We start from the raw sequence: 15,474 nt of genomic DNA, 5'->3' as shown, positions 1-15,474 counted from the left end.
CGGCGGTAGAGGTGGCCAGACCGTCTGGCGACCAGGAAGGAGCAACGTCATGGGCCTGTTCAAGCGAGCCGCCGACAAGATCGCACACGAGCGCGAGTCGATGCGGATGGGGCGTGAGCACCTGCGACAGGTCAAGGAGCAGTCGCCGGAGCTGTTCGTCAAGGGCTACTGGCGGATGACGCCGGAGCAGGCCCGCGCCGAGGTTCGGCGTCAGCAGCGAAAGTCCTGACCGTCTGACCAGCACAAACACGGCCCAGCCGGCACCGACGACCGGCCGGGCCACCCGGCGAAGGAGAGCCACACCATGGCACCGGACCGCGACTTGGCACCCGTCACCGAACCCGACGAGGTCGCCCACCACTTCGACATCGAGCTGGACGAGCGGCCCGGACCAACCCCGCCCGTCTACGTCGACACCGCTGACGACCAGCAGAAACAGCTACCGATCATCCCGCCACAGTTCACCACCTGGGCCGGGACGAAGCGGTGGACCAAGGCCGTCAGCTACCGCACCGCGTACCGGGCCGGCGCGCACGCCATCCGGTCGCCGTGGTACCTCGTCGCCTCCGCCTGGTGGGCGGTCGTTGGCGCGTTTCTGCTGGTCGGTCGGCAGATCCGGTGGGCCTGGCACCCCGAGCTGACCCGGCAGATGCAGGACGCGGCCAACAAGGGCGACCTGCACCAGGGTCCGGCCATCGAGCGGCAGCTCGCCGCCCGGCGGAAGGCCCGTGGCACTGCCCTGGCCGCCGAACTCCTCGCGGTGCTGGTTGTCGGCCTACTGTTGTGGCTGGTCGCACCGCGGTGGGTGCTGATCCTGATCGCGCTGGTAGCGGTGCCCGTCCTCGCCCACTACGGCCGACCCAGCGACAAGCCGATCATCTCCGCCGCCGTGGTCGTGCCCCGGCACCGCCGGCTCAACCCCGACATCGTCGAGCACGCCTACTACCGCGCGGGGCTCGGCAAGGCGGACAAGCCCGACGAGCGAATCCACTTCGCGTCCCGGATGGCCGAGGACAACACCGGCTCCGGCGTGCAGGTGCTCGTTGACCTGCCGCACGGCGTCACGTTCTCCGACGCACTCAAGGCCCGGGAGAAGCTGGCCAGCGGCCTCGACGTCGCCACGTCGCAGGTGTACCTGACCATCGACAAGTCGTCGAACCGACGACACCTGCTGTGGGTCGCCTATGTCGACCCGCTGTCGATTCCCGCAGGTCGCACGCCACTTCTGGACTGCAAGCCGCGTGACATCTGGCGCGCCGTACCGCTCGGTGTCGACGAGCGCGGCCGGCGGGTCATGCTGCCACTGATGTTCACGTCGATCCTGGTCGGCGCGCAGCCGCGTAAGGGCAAGACCTTCACCGCCCGGATCATCGCCCTGTTCGCCGCTCTTGATCCGTACACGCGGCTGTCCGTGTTCGACGGCAAGGGCTCACCGGACTGGCGAAAGCTCGCCCTGGTCAGCTTCACGTACGGCTTCGGTCTGCTGCCCGACCGGGTGCAGGGTGATCCGATCGAGAACCTGCGGGCCACGCTCCGGGCGGCCAAGCAGGACGTGCTCAAGCGCAACGCCAAGCTGTCCGAGCTGCCCACGAACATCTGCCCGGAAGGCAAGCTGACCAGGGACATCGCTCGCGACCCCCGGTACAACATGCCCGTCTGGCTGATCATCCTCGACGAGTTCCAGGAGTTCCTCAACACTGGCGACACCGAGGTGGACGAGGAGATCGCCGAGCTGCTGGTCTTCCTGGTCAAGGTCGGTCCGTCCGTCGGCGTCATCCTGCTCAGCTCGACGCAGAAGCCGTCCGGGATTGGCTCCAGCGGGAAGACCGCGAAGAGGTTCACCGACTACCGGGACAACCACCTGACCAGGTTCGCCCTCAAGACCGGATCGTGGCAGGTCAGCGACTCGGTGCTGGGCTCCGGCGCCTACTCCGAGGGCTACGACTCATCCGCGCTGCCGGTCGGCGACGAGTACCGCGGTGTCGGCATCCTGTACGACGCGCCGGTACCGAACGCCACGGTCCGCACCTACTTCGGTGACGGCGGCGACGCCGAGAAGATCCTGACTGCGGCTCGGAAGTTCCGGGAGCGGGCCGGCACCCTCGACGGGATGGCGGCCGGCGACCAGGTCACCAAGCAGGCCCGCGACCCGCTGGCCGACGTCATCGACGCCTTCCGGTCCGAGGAGACCTTCCTGAGCTGGGAGACCCTGGCCGGCCGGCTCGCCGAGCAGATGCCGGAGCGGTATGCCGAGATCACCAAGGACTCGCTGTCGAAGACGATGGTCGGCCTCAAGCTCGGCATCGAGAGCAAGACCGGCGCCGAGAAGGGTGGCGGCGACGCCCGGCCGCGGGGCGCGTATTTGGCCAACCTGCGGCGTGCCCTGGAGTCCCGGAACAGCAAAGACGATCGATGAATCCGGTAGCGCGTCCTCTGCTACAGGTAGCGGGCGCGCTACCGCCTCCTGCTACGACTCACACCGCGCCTGACCTGCGGGAGCGGCAGGTCAGTAGCGCGTAGCACCGACTCCTCCCGAACCCCTGCAACCGCCCCTGGAGACCCCTGTGACCCTGTTCTACGTCGCTACCGCTACCGACCCGTCGGGCTTCGACGTCCTGCCGTGGCTGCTGGCCTTCCTCGTCCTCTGGGGCGTCGTCTACGTCGCCGAGTGCGCCTGGTGGCCGTACGCCCACTGCCGACGGTGCGAAGGCCGGGGGAGGTTCCGACGCGACGACGGCAAGGTGTGGCGCCGGTGCCGCCGGTGCAAAGGGTCGGGGGAGCGAATCCGGTTCGGTCGTCGGGTGTGGAACCAGATCCGCCGGCTGAACCGCGACGCGACGTGATAGGTGTCTCCTACCTGACACAGAACGTCCGCCCAGGGCAACGCCCCGTAATGATCGGGGTCATGGCAGAGATGGACTTCACTGACCGCGCGCTGCTCAAGCTCGCAGAGGCGAACAAGGCCGGCACGACACCCGAACGGGCCAACGCCCTACGGCTGGAGTCGATCACACTGGCTCTCCTGTCCGTTGCCGAACGGCTCAAAGCGACTGAGGACGAAGTTTCCAGGGTCAAGGACGCCCTGTGGGACCCGTACGGATTCAGCACCGGGTACCACATCGGGCAGATCAGCCGCCGGCTGCGAGACGAGCAGTCTGACTGACCCCCGAACGCCCGACACGCGACGGCCGACGGTAGATCACCCGAACGGGTGTACTAAGTCGACCCTAACCTAAACGATCATTCATGATCTATGCCGAGCCCTTGACCTGCGCGCTTTACCTCCCGGTAACCTGACCCGCCAGACAGAACGAAGAAGTTCCACGGCGGCCATGTGGGAGGCCAACGTGCGCATCCGTACAGCCCAGACACTGCGGCGCCTCGCGCTGGTGGCCGGGCTGTGCGCCGGGGCTTGGCTGGCCGCCGAGGGGCTCGACCACGGCACCGCCCGCGCCGACGAGGTGCCCATCCGGACCGAGCAGCCGGGGGGTCTGCTCGACATCCTCGACGACGTACTACCCGAACCGCCGGCCCGACCGACGCCACGCTCCGACCCGGACCCGCAGCCCGAGCCGGAGCCCGAGCAGACGGAAGAGCCGGACCGTCCACGTGGACCGATCGAGGACATCCTCGACGACGTGGGCGAGGTGGTCACCCCGGATCCGGCGGACGGCGACGACGGCCGCCCGCAGCACCCCGTCGACACCCCGCCGGGTCCGGGGCCCGCTCCCACCCAGCCGCCGGCCATCGAGCTACCGGTCGACCCGGGCCCGCAGCCGACGTCACCGGTGCTCGACGTCATCCCGCCGGCCGGCGACAGTCTCGAGACCAACCATCCGCCGTTCGGCGGTCACCACGTCCCGGCTCCCTACGTGCCGGTCGACGACCCACAGACTGGGCCACGCTGGGGAGAGCCGGTCTGTGGCAGCCGGGAGGGCCGCGGTACGCCAGTCACCGACGGCCCTCCCGGCACCCGGGACCGGCTGACCTCCCCCCGTGGGTCGGCCGGTCCCGGGCCCCAGTTCGACGTGTGTGACCTCGCGGCCGGCGGGACCGGTGGGCAACCGCCGCTGCTGAAGCCACCGAGCAACGACCCGGCCCCCGGAGCGCCGCCCGGTGCCTACTGGCTGCCCCACCCGGACCGTGCCCCACCCGGACACGACCAGCACGACGACACCGCCCCGCCGAGCCGGCACATCGCCTGGCCGCCCGGACCTGGCTGACCCGACCCGGCCGCGACTCGCCACCGCGGCCCTCCGCACCGGCATGCCACAGCGTGGTGGCACCCGGTGGAGGTGTCAGCCAGCCGCACCTCCGATCTCGCACTCCCCTGAGAGATTCGGAGTCCGATCATGACCATCCCCAGTCGACAGAATCACCGCGCCACCCTGACCGTCCGTGACACCCTCATCCTCATCGCCTCCGCCGTACTCACCATCCGCGTGGCCCACTACGGCGGATTGATCACCCTGACCGCCGCCGCCGACCTCACCACGTTCATCGTCGGTCCTCCCGCGACGGCAGCCGCGATCCTGGCCTTCGACCGCCTGCGGATCCTGCGCCAACGAAACCGGGCGGACGCCGCCGAGCGCGAGTGTCAGGCCGCACAGGAGGAAGCGGCCAAGGCCACCGCCGAGGCCGACCTGCTGCGCCGTCACCGCGACCGGTTCGACCAGCGCCGCCAAGCCGAGATGCAGGCGGCCCGCGAGGCTGAGGAACGCTCCTGGTGGGAGGACGACGCCAGCCCCGACGACGACACGGTCGTGTTCGGCAGCGACGTCATCCCGCTGATCCTCCGCCGGCAACGCGAGAGCAAAGAGAGCGCCTGATCGCCCTCTCGTTCCCCGTCACCTCGCTGTGAGAGGAGTTACGCCACTGGCCCGTACTGGCCACTCGGATCACCCGGTCGAAGCCACGGGCGGAAAGGGCGCCGCTGTCCAGCAGCCGGCGCAGCGCGTACGTGTCGCGGGCCGGCAACCGCCACCGGGGATGGCGCAGTTGCGGCCCCGGCACCTCGGCGTTGACCCGCCAACCGCCGGCGGCCCACCGGGCAGCGGCGGCGGCACGGGCCTTGCCGACCCGTTCGGCGACCACGGCGGACGGCTCGACGGTCTGCTCGGCGGCCATCAGTTCCGCCGCACGCAGCGGAGTCACCGTGACCTGTACGTCCAGCCGGTCCAGCAGCGGACCGGAGAGTCGGCCGAGGTAGCGGCGGCGGGCCAGCGGTGGGCACTCGCACGAGATGTCGCCGGATGGCTTCGCACACGGGCACGGGTTCGCCGCCACCACCAGTTGCACTCGGGCGGGATATTCCGTGCCGCCCCGGGTCCGGGTCAGCACGATCCGGCCGCTCTCCAGCGGTTGGCGCAGCGCCTCCAGGGTGCCCCGGGCATATTCGGGGGCCTCGTCGAGAAAGAGCACCCCGCGATGGGCCAACGACACGGCGCCGGGCCGGGCCAGCCCGGACCCGCCGCCCACCAGCGAGGCGATCGTCGCCGTGTGGTGTGGGGCCTGGAACGGGGGTCGGCGCAGCAGTTGCCCGTCCGACGGCAGCAGACCGGCGATCGAGTGCAACGCGGTCACTTCCAGGGCGGCCTCGTCGTCCAGTTCGGGCAGGATCGAGGGCAGGCGCTCGGCCAGCATGGTCTTGCCGGCCCCGGGCGGGCCGAACAGGGCCAGGTGGTGACCGCCGGCCGCCGTAACCTCCAGGGCGCGTCGCCCGAGCCCCTGCCCGGCGACGTCGGCGAGATCCGGTCCGGGATGGGGTGGCACGGCTGGCGGGGACGGCGGATCGAGCAGCGGCGCGCCGTCCCGGATGAAGGCCACCAGCCGGTGCAGGGTGTCGACCGCCCGGACCCGTACCCCTGGAACGACCGCCGCCTCGGAGGCGTTGTCCAGTGGTACGACCACTCGGGTGATGCCGGCCCGGGCCGCCGCCGCGACCATCGGCAGTACGCCCCGGACCGGGCGGACCGTCCCGTCGAGCCCCAACTCGCCGAGGACGGCGACCCGGTCCAGCGGGGCGAGTGGCATCTCGCCCGAACCGCCGAGCAGCGCCGCCGCGATGGCGAGATCGAACGCCGAGCCGTGCTTCGGCAGCGTCGCCGGCAGCAGGTTGACGGTGATCCGGCGGTTCGGCCAGCGCTGACCGGAGTTGACGATGGCGGCGCGTACCCGATCTCGGGCTTCGTTGAGCGCGGTGTCGGGCAGTCCGGACAGCAGGACGGTGGGCAGGCCGGTGGCCAGGTCGGCCTCGACCTCGACGACGTGCCCGGTCACCCCGACCAGTCCGACGCAGAGCACCTTGGCGTAACTCATCGGCGGGGCCCGGGAAAGCTGTCTCGTGGCATCGGCATGGCTTCGACCGTGCCCGGACCGGCATCGGTGGGCGGGCCCGGCCCAGTGGCCTGTGGACAACCGAATGCCCTGTGGATGCCCGGACGATCAAGCCGTGACTGTGCTATGTGCCCCGCCGGTGCCCCACCTACCTGCGCAGACGGTCACTCCGGCTCGGCCGGCCCGGCTCCCGTACCGAGCGGACGCGCGAAGGCGGTCTCCCGTACGACGGTGGCCTGGGTGTGGCGGACCCGGCCGATCCGGAAGACCCGCCGGAAGACGCCCTGAAGTTGCGCCTCGCCGAAGTTGCGTTTCGTCGTCCGCTGCCCGCGCCACCCTCAACGGAGCCCGCCGTCCCGACCGACCGGTCGACCGGCTCAGCTCCGGCTCTCCCCGGGCGTGGCCGCCCGGTCGAGGAGTTCGTGCAGCAGCGCGACCACCTCCTCCGGGGAGAACGCCATGGCCTGCTCGCCGACCGTGACCTCGAAGCCGCATCTCCTCGGATCCGCCGCGGAGAGTAGCCGTGGGAAGAGTTGGACGCCACGCTCGGCGATCATCTCCGCACCGGCCCGTTCGACGTGCTGTGCCGACGCGGGGAGGTGGACGTGGAAGATCGGCGTCTGGGGCGGATCGGGCCAGGCCAGTGCCACACCGTCGGCGTTGATCGCGGCGGCGATCGCGATCGCGTGCTCCCGGAACGCCGGCATCCGGGGCAGCAGGTTGTCCAGGCCGGCGAGGCCGGCCAGCGCCAGCGGCCAGGCATCGTGGATCGCGCCGCCCAGCCGGCTCCGCCAGACGGCCGCCTCGGCGACGGTCGTGGCGTCGGCGGCGAGGATGGCGCCCCGGATGCCGAGCAGGGACTTGTAGAGCGAGGTGTAGACGGTGTCGAACAGGCCTGCGATCTCCGCGAACGGCCGGCGGTAGTAGGTCTGCGCCTCCCAGATCCGGGCGCCGTCCAGATGCGCCGCCGCGCCCCGGGCCCGGACGGCCGCGATCTGCTCGCGCAGCTCGTCCCACTCGGGCAGTTGCCCACCGATGTTCCGTTGCGGCAGCTCCCAGACCACCGCGGCCAGCGGCTCCCCGATCGCCGCCAGGGCGGCGCCGGTCATCAGCCGGTGGCGGTCCCCGACCGGGTGGAACCGCAGCCCGTGCACCACGTGATAGCCCCGCTGCTCCCAGACGTCCAGGTGGCTCTGCGGATGTGCGGCGAACGCGTGCCGGCCGCGACGTTCGGCATGGATCCGCAGTGCCACCTGCTGCGCCATCGTGCCGGTGGGAAAGAAGAGCGCCGACTCCGTGCCGAACAGGTCGGCGATCCGCCGCTCCAGCCGGGCGACCGGGGCATCGGGCCCGCCCGGCGGGGTGTCGTCGTCGACCTGGTCGAGCATCTGCCGCAGCACCGTTCGGGGCATCCGGTGGATCGGTGAGTGCAGGAACAGGGACCGACGGATCGACGGGGCGGGGTCGGCGGACGGGTGGGGCTCGGATGACGGCATGGAACGAGTCTGATCTTGTTGCCAATCTCTGGCAACAAGAGATCGTTGTACTCAGAACGCCGCACGCAGGTGTTCGACACGGGCCCGGCCGCGCCGCGCCGCGTACACCTCGACGACGTCGAACCGGATCTCCTCCGGATGCGCCCCGCTGGTCCGCAACCACTCGACGGCCAACTGGCGCAGCCGGTGCGACTTGCTGCCCACCACCGCCTGGGCCGGTGTGCCGAACGCGTCACCCCGCCGGGTCTTGACCTCGCAGAACGCGAGGACGTCGCCTTCCCAGGCGATGATGTCGATCTCGCCGTGGGCACACCGCCAGTTGCGGGCCACCACCCGCAGCCCCGCCTCGACCAGGTGCCGTACGGCACACCGCTCCCCGTACGCGCCGATCGCCTGTCTCGCCGCTGTCATGGCTGGACCCTGGCCCCGGCTGCCGACCGGGACAACCCTCGAAGCGCCCGGCTGTGGATATCGGGAGGGGCTGTGGACGGTCGGACGATCAAGCCCTTCGGCTGCTATGCAAGCCGCTGCTGGGTGAGCCGCTGCTGGGTTAGCCGTGGCGACCACGGCCGCCGCGAGGCCGGATTTCCTGGAGCGGGGCGAGCTCTTCGGCGGGCACCCGCATCCGCGGCGTGCCCTCGGCGGGCCGGGCCGGCAAAGGCGACCCGGCCGACGCATTGGCCGAGGTCAGCAGCGAACCGATGGCGGGCACCCCGCCGACGAGCGACGGCGGTACGGCCGACTGGCGGGTACCCGGGCAGGTCACATACGGTGCGTGGCCGTGGAGCAGCAACGCGACTTTCCGGAAGAGCAGGCGTCCGGCTGGCGGGCCGACGACCGTGGCTACCCCGACCAACGCTGGCACGGCGTCGGCGAGGACCGTTACTCCGGTACGGAGCAGCCGGCAGCGCCGACCCAGCGCGGCGGTGCGGCACCGGACGGCCGGTACGGTCAGCCGTTCGACACCGGCACCGAGCGGTACGCCGATCCGACCCGGTACGGCGCGCCGGAGCGCTCCGCCGGACCGGACCAGTACGCCCCGCCGGACCCGCGCGGCGGGACTCCGCCGGACCCGCGCGGCGGGACTCCGCCGGACGGCGGTGGATTCCCCGGCTTCGTGCCGGCCGGCGCCCCCGATCCGACCCGGCCTGCCGTGGAGGTGCCGTTGCCGAGCTTCGGCGCCGCCCCGACCGGGTCCGGGTATCCACCCAGCCCGTGGGCGGCGGACCCGACCGGGCAGGGCGGCGCCGCCGACGTCACGGGGCGCTTCCAGCCACCGGACAGCACGAGCCGCCGCCCCACCGGGACGGGGCAGGAAACCGTTGCCGGCCCCCAGGACGAGGCCCGGGTCGCCGGACGGCACGATGCCGGCCCGCTCGCGCCGGACCAGGGCTGGGGCGCCGGACGGCACGGCGCCCCACTGGCCGATCCGAGGCAGCCGCTCGCCCCACTGGCCGATCCGAGGCAGCCGCTCGCCCCACCGGCCGATCCGGGACGCCCGCCCATCACCACCGACCAGGGCCGGTCGCCGCTGACCGGGTACCCGATCGTCCAGCCCGGCCGTGGCGGCGATCCCGTCCCGGCCGGCGTTGGTGGTGCGGCCGACCCGGCCGGCCGTGGCGGCGGCCCCGTCCCAACGGGCGGTGGTGAGGCCGCCTCCCCGGGCCGTGGCGGCGAGGCCGGGCAGCCGGTGCGCGGCCCGGACCAGGGCGGCGTGCTGGACCAGCCGACCAACCTGGTGCCGCAGATCGGTTCGCGGGCCGGTGCGGGTGGCGTACCGGTCGGTGCCGACCCGTCGAGCCAGCACACCGAGGCGGCCGACCCAGCCGCGCAACACCGGCCGACCGCCCCGGGGGCTCCGGGACTGCCCGGCGGACTCGGCCTGCCGGCAGGCGACGGGGTGTACCGGACCCGCCGGCCCGCCCTGGCCGTGGTCCTGGCGCTGCTCGCGGTGATCTTCGAGGTGCCGGCGGTACGCCTGCTCCTCGACGGTGCGTTCGGCGGTCCGGTCCTGCCGTCGGCGGTGCTCTCCGGGACCTTCCTGGTGCTGGGGTTGCCGATCTTCGCCGCCGGGCTGTACGGCCTCGTCACCAGCGCCGCCGCGCTGGCCGACCCGGCTCGGGCGTGGCTTCGCCCGCCGACCGGCTATCTCAGCATCGGCCTCGTGCTCTTCGTCGCGGCGGCACTCGCCGCCGGCTGACCGGTGGTTCGGCTGCCCGGTGGTTCGGCTGCCCGGGGGTCCGGTCGCCCGGCGGTCCGGTCGTCCGGCGGTCCGGCTGCCCGGCGGTCCGGCTGGGCGGCCGCAGGAGGCAACCGTCCGCGCCGGGCCGGCGGGACGGCCGGTCCGGAAGGTGACGTCCCGGCCGGCGGAAGCTCGAACGTCGCGAAACCGGGGCAACCTCCCGGAGTACCGCCGGGTCGGCTTGGCCGGATCTGCCGGTGAGCGGTGCTGGGTGGGGGTTTGTGTGCTTGGTGGGTGCGGCGGGGCGTACACTTGGCGATTGGCGACCGCCCCGTGCGGTCGACCTCGCGTGCCCTCTCCACGGTCCGTCCGTCCGTGGAGCGACGGCCCCCTGGTCCCGATTTCGATCGGGTCCGCCATGGCCGGCGATCAGGCGCCAGGACGCCAGGCCGCCGGCCCGGCGTGACAACCAGGGACAACTAAGGAGCACCCCACCATGGCCGTAGTGACCATGCGCCAGCTGCTGGAGAGCGGTGTCCACTTCGGGCACCAGACCCGGCGCTGGAACCCGAAGATGAAGCGCTTCATCTTCACTGAGCGTAACGGCATCTACATCATCGACCTGCGGCAGACCCTCGACTACATCGAGAAGGCGTACGAGTTCGTCCGCGGGACCGTCGCCGAGGGCGGCAGCATCCTCTTCGTGGGCACCAAGAAGCAGGCCCAGGAGGCGATCGCCGAGCAGGCGACCCGGGTCGGCCAGCCGTTCGTCAACCACCGCTGGCTCGGTGGCATGCTGACCAACTTCCAGACGGTCTACAAGCGGCTGCAGCGGATGAAGGAGCTGGAGGCGCTCGGCGACCTGTCGGGCACCGCGCAGGGCTACACCAAGAAGGAGACCCTGCAGCTCTCCCGCGAGAAGGACAAGCTGACCCGTACCCTCGGCGGCCTGCGGGACATGCAGAAGGTCCCGGCCGCGATCTGGGTGGTCGACACCAAGAAGGAGCACATCGCCGTCGACGAGGCCCGCAAGCTGGGCATTCCGGTGATCGCCGTGCTCGACACCAACTGCGACCCGGACGAGGTCGACTTCCCGATCCCGGGTAACGACGACGCGATCCGCTCCGCCGAGCTGCTGACCAAGGTCATCGCGGCGGCCGTCGGTGACGGTCTGATCGCCCGCTCGGGCAAGCGCCGGGGCACCGACGAGAAGCCCGAGCCGGGTGTGGTCGGCGCCGACGAGCCGCTCGCCGAGTGGGAGCGCGAGCTGATCGAGGACACCGAGAAGAAGGCGGCCGGCGAGGCGGAGCAGAAGGCCGGCGAGCCGGCGGGCGTCGCCGCCGAGTGACCCCTCCGTCGGGTTCCGCCGGCTGATCGTCGCAGCCGGCGGACCCGACCCGGTACGAGGCACGGCGGATCCCGATCGGGGTAATCCGCAGAAGACCACGAATCAGCCGCGTTACACACCGAAGAGAGAGTCATGTCCAACTTCACCGCCGCGGACGTCAAGAAGCTCCGGGACCTCACCGGCGCCGGCATGATGGACTGCAAGAAGGCCCTCACCGAGGCCGAGGGCGACTTCGACAAGGCTGTCGAGGTCCTGCGCGTCAAGGGCGTCAAGGACGTCGGCAAGCGGGCCGGCCGGACGGCCGCCAACGGCCTGGTGGCGCACTCCGGCAAGGCGTTGCTCGAACTCAACTGCGAAACGGACTTCGTCGCCAAGAACGCCGACTTCATCGCGTTTGCCCAGCTCCTGGTGGAGCACGGCGCGCAGGCCGGTGTCGCCGACGCGGAGGCGCTGCTCGGCAGCACGCTGCCGGACGGCCGGACCGTCGCCGACGCCGTGCAGGAGCAGTCCGCCAAGATCGGCGAGAAGCTGGTGCTCAACCGCTTCGCCGCGGTGGACGGGACCGTCGCGGTCTACCTGCACCGCAAGGCGCAGGACCTGCCGCCGCAGGTCGGCGTGCTGGTGGAGTACGCCGGCAAGGCCGACGAGGCGGCTGACGCCGACGCGCGCGGTGTTGCCATGCAGATCGCCGCGATGCGTCCGAAGTACCTGACCCGGGACGAGGTACCGGCCGAGACCGTCGCCTCCGAGCGGCGCATCGCCGAGCAGACCGCCCGCGAGGAGGGCAAGCCGGAGGCCGCCCTGCCGAAGATCATCGAGGGTCGGGTCAACGCGTTCTTCAAGGACTACGTCCTGATCGAGCAGGCCTCGGTCGCCGACAACAAGAAGTCGGTCAAGCAGATGCTGGCCGAGGCCGGTATCGAGGTGACCCGGTTCGTCCGGTTCGAGGTCGGCCAGGCCTGAGTCGTTACCGCAGGCCCGGATCGCCGTGACCGGGCCTGCGGCGGAGTCGGACGGACGGGAGGCCGCAGGTGTACGTGACGGACACCGCGGCCTCCTCGTCACGTAGGGTCAGCAGCGGCAGGTTGGCTGAACTGGGCGCCGGCGTACCGGCGTGGGAAAGGCGGGTCGGATGACGCAGGTTGTGAGTGACCGGACCCTGGCGGCGGACGATCCGACGGCACCGCCGCCCGGGCGGGCCCGCCGGGTGGTGCTCAAGCTCTCCGGCGAGGTCTTCGGCGGTGGGGCGATCGGCGTCGACCCGGACGTCGTCCAGGCCATCGCCCGGCAGATCGCAACCGTGGTACGCCGGGGTGTGCAGGTCTCGGTGGTGGTCGGCGGCGGCAACTTCTTCCGTGGTGCGGAGTTGCAGAAGCGCGGCATGGACCGGGCCCGGGCCGACTACATGGGCATGCTCGGCACCGTGATGAACTGCCTCGCGCTCCAGGACTTCCTGGAGAAGGAGGAGATCGAGACCCGGGTGCAGAGCGCGATCACGATGGCCCAGGTGGCCGAGCCGTACATCCCGCTGCGGGCCATCCGGCACCTGGAGAAGGGCCGTGTGGTGATCTTCGGCGCGGGGGCCGGCATGCCGTACTTCTCCACCGACACCGTCGCCGCGCAGCGGGCCCTGGAGATCCGCGCCGACGTGGTGCTGATGAGCAAGAACGGGGTGGACGGCGTCTACACCGCCGATCCGCGTACCGACCCTGACGCCAGCAAGCTCGACAAGATCACCTTCTCCGAGGTGCTGCGTCGCGGCCTCCGGGTCGCCGACGCCGCCGCGTTCAGCCTCTGCGAGGAGAATGGCCTGCCGATGCTGGTGTTCGGCGCCGAGGGTGACGACACCATCATCCGGGCGGTCGCCGGCGAGCCGATCGGCACGTTGATCACGACCTGAGTCGGGCAGGGGCCCGGGCCGACGGGTGGGGGTCCGGGTGCAGTTTTTCGGGAGCAGCAGCCAGTAGAGGGAGGCGAAGGAGCAGGTGATCGACGACACCCTCCTCGAGGCCGAGGAGAAGATGGAGCGCGCGGTCGAGCACGCCAAGGAGGAGTTTGGCGCCATCCGCACCGGGCGGGCCACTCCGGCGATGTTCTCCAAGATCATTATTGACTACTACGGCAGTCCCACCCCGCTCACCCAGATGGCCTCCGTGGGGGTGCCCGAGCCGCGGATGGCGATCATCAAGCCGTACGACGCGTCGCAGTTGCAGGCCATGGAGAAGGCGATCCGGGACTCCGATCTCGGCGTCAACCCCAACAACGAGGGCAACCAGCTACGTATCCTGCTGCCGCAGATGACCGAGGAGCGGCGCCGGGACATGATCAAGGTGGCCCGGCACAAGGGCGAGGAAGCCAAGGTGGCGATCCGGAACATCCGCCGGCGCGGCAAGGAGGAGCTCGACCGCATCGTCAAGGACGGCGAGGCGGGCGAGGACGACGGTCGGCGTGCCGAGAAGGAACTGGACGACCTCACCCACAAGTACGTCTCCCACGTCGACGAGTTGGTGAAACACAAGGAAACCGAGTTGCTCGAGGTCTGATGTCCCACGTCGACCCCTACGGCGGTACCACGGAGCCGCGTGGCTGGCAGCGGCCGGAGCAACCACGCGGCCCGGAGTGGTCCCGTGGCCCGGGGCACCAGGACGGGCCGGCGGGCCGACAGTGGCCGGCCGACGACGACGCGTGGGCTCGGGCGCGGCACGGCGTTGCCGCGCCCGACGCCTATTCGGCCCCGACAGACGCGTACCCGGTCAGCTCGGAGCCCCGTCCGGCGGCTCCGGAGGCGTACCCGAGCCCGGCGGACGGGTACCGAGGCGCGCCGGACGGCTTTCCGGGTGCGGCGCAGACGTATCCGGCCGCGCCGGACGGCTACCCGGGTGTGGCGGAGAGGTATCCCGCCGCACCCCAGGGTCATCCGGGTGCGGCCGACGGCTCCGACGCCGGCCGGCGGCCGGGCGGGGCAACCGGGCACCGCAACGGTCAGCTCGCCGAGGGGGTACCGGATCCGACGGCGGAGTGGCGTTCTCCCGAGCCGGCCGGTGGGCCGGCACGTCCCGAGGGCGGCGTGGCGGGGTACCGCGATCGGGCCGACCACCTCGGCGGCGGTGCCCTGGCCGGTGCCGAGCCGGCGGTGGACGCCCCGACCAACCCGGTCGGCTGGCCGCTGGTCGACCCGGACCCGCAATCGGACCCCGATCCGGCGTCGCCGACCCGGCCCGGCCGCGGCCGGCGTCGGGCGACCCGGTCGGGCAAGCCGGCCGGGCAGTCCCGGGCCGGCCGGAACCTGCCGGCCGCGATAGGCGTCGGACTCGTGCTCGGCGCGGCGATCGTCGTGCCGCTCTTCCTGTTCCGACCGGCGTTCCTGGTCGTGGTGGCGCTCGCGGTCAGCGTCGGCATCTGGGAGATGACCCGGGCGGTACGCCCCGCCGGGATGCGACCGCCGCTCGTGCCGCTGGTCGCGGGCGGGCTGCTGATGGTCGGGCTGGCCTGGTGGGCCGGTCCGGACGCGCTCAGTCTGGGGCTGCTGGTGACCGTGCTGGCCACCATGGTCTGGCGGCTCGGGGACGGGCCGGCGGGCTACCAACGGGACATGACCGCGGCCACCCTGATCGCGGTCTACGTGCCGTTCCTCGGCGGGTTCGCGGCGCTGCTCGCCGCCGAGCCGGCCGACGGCGACCTGCGGGTACTGGTCACCCTGGTCGCGGTGGTCCTCTCCGACACCGGCGGGTACGCGGCTGGAGTGGCCTTCGGCAAGCACCCGATGGCCCCCTCGGTGAGCCCGAAGAAGTCCTGGGAGGGCTTTGCCGGCTCGGTGCTGGCGGCCGCCGTGGGCAGCTCCCTGCTGCTGGCGTACCTGCTCGACGTGGAGTTGTGGTGGGGCGCCCTCTTCGGGGTCGCGGTCTCGGTCGCGGCCGTCCTCGGCGACCTCGCCGAATCCATGATCAAGAGGGACCTCAAGGTCAAGGACATGAGCAACCTGCTGCCGGGGCACGGTGGGCTGATGGACCGGCTGGACTCGATCCTCTTCGCGGTGCCGACCGCCTACCTGCTGCTGGCGATCTTCGTCCCGGCCGGCTGAGAGGTGAGATGAGCCTGCACATCCGCGAGCT

The 15,474-nt window shown here is 71.7% G+C and carries 15 protein-coding genes; 12 read left to right on the top strand and 3 right to left on the bottom strand.

The window, feature by feature from the left end; genetic code table 11:
- The first annotated feature begins 49 nt into the window (after positions 1-49).
- The 6 genes from ACQEVC_RS45080 (at position 50) to ACQEVC_RS45055 (ending at position 4,829) form a co-directional block, all read left to right on the top strand.
- Entirely contained in the window at positions 50-229 is a 180-nt protein-coding gene (locus ACQEVC_RS45080) for a hypothetical protein (RefSeq protein ID WP_432890847.1), read from the top strand.
- Positions 230-304: 75 nt separating this feature from the next.
- The gene (locus ACQEVC_RS45075) at positions 305-2,416 is read left to right on the top strand and encodes a cell division protein FtsK (RefSeq protein ID WP_432890845.1); all 2,112 of its coding nucleotides are present in this window, start codon (positions 305-307) and stop codon (positions 2,414-2,416) included.
- Between the two features lie 148 nt (positions 2,417-2,564).
- Positions 2,565-2,843: a hypothetical protein gene (locus ACQEVC_RS45070; RefSeq protein ID WP_432890842.1), complete on the top strand. Its 279-nt coding sequence runs from the start codon at positions 2,565-2,567 to the stop codon at positions 2,841-2,843.
- A gap of 62 nt (positions 2,844-2,905) precedes the next feature.
- Positions 2,906-3,163: a hypothetical protein gene (locus ACQEVC_RS45065; protein ID WP_432890839.1), complete on the top strand. Its 258-nt coding sequence runs from the start codon at positions 2,906-2,908 to the stop codon at positions 3,161-3,163.
- Positions 3,164-3,347: 184 nt separating this feature from the next.
- Entirely contained in the window at positions 3,348-4,223 is an 876-nt protein-coding gene (locus tag ACQEVC_RS45060; protein WP_432890836.1) for a hypothetical protein, read from the top strand.
- 129 nt (positions 4,224-4,352) lie between these two features.
- Complete coding sequence (locus tag ACQEVC_RS45055; protein ID WP_432890833.1) at positions 4,353-4,829, top strand: hypothetical protein; 477 nt, start codon at positions 4,353-4,355, stop codon at positions 4,827-4,829.
- Here the strand turns inward: ACQEVC_RS45055 and ACQEVC_RS45050 are convergent.
- The 3 genes from ACQEVC_RS45050 to ACQEVC_RS45040 all read right to left on the bottom strand — a co-directional run bounded on the left by ACQEVC_RS45050 (position 4,780) and on the right by ACQEVC_RS45040 (position 8,243).
- Positions 4,780-6,318 carry a YifB family Mg chelatase-like AAA ATPase gene (locus ACQEVC_RS45050; RefSeq protein WP_432890830.1) on the bottom strand — a complete coding sequence of 513 codons (1,539 nt, stop codon included), beginning with the start codon at positions 6,316-6,318 and terminating at the stop codon, positions 4,780-4,782. The two genes, ACQEVC_RS45055 and ACQEVC_RS45050, sit on opposite strands and share 50 nt — an antisense overlap.
- A gap of 395 nt (positions 6,319-6,713) precedes the next feature.
- Positions 6,714-7,832, bottom strand: coding sequence for a threonine aldolase family protein (locus ACQEVC_RS45045; protein WP_432890827.1), 1,119 nt, complete (start codon positions 7,830-7,832; stop codon positions 6,714-6,716).
- Between the two features lie 51 nt (positions 7,833-7,883).
- Positions 7,884-8,243 (bottom strand): YraN family protein, encoded by a 360-nt coding sequence (locus tag ACQEVC_RS45040; RefSeq protein WP_432890824.1) that lies wholly within the window; start codon positions 8,241-8,243, stop codon positions 7,884-7,886.
- Positions 8,244-8,613: 370 nt separating this feature from the next.
- Here ACQEVC_RS45040 and ACQEVC_RS45035 point away from each other — a divergent pair, with 370 nt between their 5' ends.
- The 6 genes from ACQEVC_RS45035 (at position 8,614) to ACQEVC_RS45010 (ending at position 15,443) form a co-directional block, all read left to right on the top strand.
- The gene (locus ACQEVC_RS45035; protein WP_432890821.1) at positions 8,614-10,032 is read left to right on the top strand and encodes a hypothetical protein; all 1,419 of its coding nucleotides are present in this window, start codon (positions 8,614-8,616) and stop codon (positions 10,030-10,032) included.
- Between the two features lie 478 nt (positions 10,033-10,510).
- A complete protein-coding gene (rpsB, locus tag ACQEVC_RS45030) occupies positions 10,511-11,362 on the top strand; it encodes a 30S ribosomal protein S2 (protein WP_107258473.1) in 852 nt (283 codons plus the stop codon).
- A gap of 132 nt (positions 11,363-11,494) precedes the next feature.
- Positions 11,495-12,325: a translation elongation factor Ts gene (gene tsf, locus ACQEVC_RS45025; RefSeq protein ID WP_432890817.1), complete on the top strand. Its 831-nt coding sequence runs from the start codon at positions 11,495-11,497 to the stop codon at positions 12,323-12,325.
- Between the two features lie 169 nt (positions 12,326-12,494).
- Positions 12,495-13,262: a UMP kinase gene (gene pyrH, locus ACQEVC_RS45020; protein WP_318395367.1), complete on the top strand. Its 768-nt coding sequence runs from the start codon at positions 12,495-12,497 to the stop codon at positions 13,260-13,262.
- Positions 13,263-13,347: 85 nt separating this feature from the next.
- Positions 13,348-13,905, top strand: a complete 558-nt coding sequence (gene frr / locus ACQEVC_RS45015) for a ribosome recycling factor (protein ID WP_432890815.1) — start codon at positions 13,348-13,350, stop codon at positions 13,903-13,905.
- Positions 13,905-15,443, top strand: coding sequence for a phosphatidate cytidylyltransferase (locus ACQEVC_RS45010; protein WP_432890812.1), 1,539 nt, complete (start codon positions 13,905-13,907; stop codon positions 15,441-15,443). Before frr ends, ACQEVC_RS45010 begins: the two co-directional genes overlap by 1 nt.
- Positions 15,444-15,474: the final 31 nt, after the last annotated feature.

It is taken from the genome of Plantactinospora sp. CA-294935, from assembly GCF_050936445.1.
GTDB lineage: Bacteria > Actinomycetota > Actinomycetes > Mycobacteriales > Micromonosporaceae > Plantactinospora.
This window is presented reverse-complemented; position numbering and strand designations above follow the sequence as displayed.

Excerpts from the sequence above, each read along its gene's own strand:
- ACQEVC_RS45080 (WP_432890847.1), top strand. The coding sequence starts at position 50 with ATGGGCCTGTTCAAGCGAGCCGCCGACAAGATCGCACACGAGCGCGAG.
- ACQEVC_RS45075 (WP_432890845.1), top strand. The coding sequence starts at position 305 with ATGGCACCGGACCGCGACTTGGCACCCGTCACCGAACCCGACGAGGTC.
- rpsB (WP_107258473.1), top strand. The coding sequence starts at position 10,511 with ATGGCCGTAGTGACCATGCGCCAGCTGCTGGAGAGCGGTGTCCACTTC.
- ACQEVC_RS45010 (WP_432890812.1), top strand. The coding sequence starts at position 13,905 with ATGTCCCACGTCGACCCCTACGGCGGTACCACGGAGCCGCGTGGCTGG.
- ACQEVC_RS45045 (WP_432890827.1), bottom strand. The coding sequence starts at position 7,832 with ATGCCGTCATCCGAGCCCCACCCGTCCGCCGACCCCGCCCCGTCGATC.
- pyrH (WP_318395367.1), top strand. The coding sequence starts at position 12,495 with ATGACGCAGGTTGTGAGTGACCGGACCCTGGCGGCGGACGATCCGACG.
- ACQEVC_RS45050 (WP_432890830.1), bottom strand. The coding sequence starts at position 6,318 with ATGAGTTACGCCAAGGTGCTCTGCGTCGGACTGGTCGGGGTGACCGGG.
- tsf (WP_432890817.1), top strand. The coding sequence starts at position 11,495 with ATGTCCAACTTCACCGCCGCGGACGTCAAGAAGCTCCGGGACCTCACC.
- ACQEVC_RS45055 (WP_432890833.1), top strand. The coding sequence starts at position 4,353 with ATGACCATCCCCAGTCGACAGAATCACCGCGCCACCCTGACCGTCCGT.
- ACQEVC_RS45040 (WP_432890824.1), bottom strand. The coding sequence starts at position 8,243 with ATGACAGCGGCGAGACAGGCGATCGGCGCGTACGGGGAGCGGTGTGCC.
- ACQEVC_RS45065 (WP_432890839.1), top strand. The coding sequence starts at position 2,906 with ATGGCAGAGATGGACTTCACTGACCGCGCGCTGCTCAAGCTCGCAGAG.